The organism is Streptomyces sp. NPDC046805 (assembly GCF_040645355.1).
Classification (GTDB): domain Bacteria; phylum Actinomycetota; class Actinomycetes; order Streptomycetales; family Streptomycetaceae; genus Streptomyces.
Genome location: NZ_JBEYYC010000089.1, coordinates 1 through 1313, shown reverse-complemented (window position 1 = coordinate 1313; position 1313 = coordinate 1). Strand labels below are relative to the sequence as shown.

Sequence of the window (1313 nt, the reverse complement as noted above, 5' to 3'; positions counted from 1 at the left end):
CCGAGGGCGGGCATGACGCCGTCCATCCCGACCTGGGCACGCTGGAGGACTTCGACCACTTCGTCGGCCGGGCGCGGGAGTTGGGGTTGGAGGTGGCGCTGGACTTCGCGTTGCAGTGCTCGCCGGACCATCCGTGGGTGCACAAGCATCCGGAGTGGTTCCACCACCGCTCCGACGGCACGATCGCGTACGCGGAGAATCCGCCGAAGAAGTACCAGGACATCTACCCGATCGCGTTCGACGCGGACATGGAGGGGCTGGTCGCCGAGACGCTGCGCGTCCTGCGGCACTGGATGGGTCACGGGGTGCGGATCTTCCGGGTGGACAACCCGCACACGAAGCCGGTCGTGTTCTGGGAGCGGGTGATCGCGGAGATCAACCGCACCGACCCCGACGTGATCTTCCTGGCGGAGGCGTTCACCCGGCCCGCGATGATGCACACCCTCGCCCAGATCGGCTTCCAGCAGTCGTACACGTACTTCACCTGGCGCAACAGCAAGCAGGAGCTCACCGAGTACCTGACCGAGCTGTCCGGGGAGGCGGCCGCCTACATGCGGCCCAACTTCTTCGCCAACACCCCCGACATCCTGCACGCCTACCTCCAGCACGGCGGCCGCCCCGCCTTCGAGGTCCGCGCCGTCCTCGCCGCCACCCTCTCCCCCACCTGGGGCATCTACAGCGGCTACGAACTCTGCGAGAACACTCCCCTGCGCGAGGGCAGCGAGGAGTACCTCGACTCGGAGAAGTACCAACTCCGCCCGCGTGACTGGGACGCCGCCGCCCGCACAGGCCGCACCATCGCCCCCCTCATCACCATGCTCAACATCATCCGGCGCGCCAACCCCGCGTTGCAGCGCCTGCGGAACCTGCGCTTCCACTCGACCGACAACGATGCCGTGATCGCGTACAGCAAGCGCAGCGGTTCGAACACGGTTCTGGTGGTCGCCAACCTGGATCCGCACCACACCCAGGAGGCCACGGTCTCGTTGGACATGCCGCAACTCGGCCTGGACTGGCACGACGCCGTGTCCGTGCACGATGAACTGACGGGTGAGACCTACCACTGGGGCAGGACCAACTACGTGCGCCTCACACCCGGCCGGGCACCGGCGCACGTGCTCCACGTCCGGCGATCGTCCACCCCGCAGATCGGAGGGTCCAGAGCGTCATGACCGTCAACGAGCCCGTCCACGACACCTTCGAGGACACCCCCGCCAGGGACCGGGACCCGGATTGGTTCAAGCGCGCCGTCTTCTACGAGGTCCTGGTGCGCTCCTTCCAGGACAGCGACGGCGACGGCATCGGCGACCTCA

At 67.6% G+C, this 1313-nt stretch carries 1 protein-coding gene; it reads left to right on the top strand.

Annotated elements, in window-relative coordinates:
• Nucleotides 1-1172: alpha amylase C-terminal domain-containing protein (locus tag ABZ910_RS36285; protein WP_361373699.1), on the top strand; the 1172-nt coding region annotated here is incomplete at its 5' end.
• Nucleotides 1173-1313: the final 141 nt, after the last annotated feature.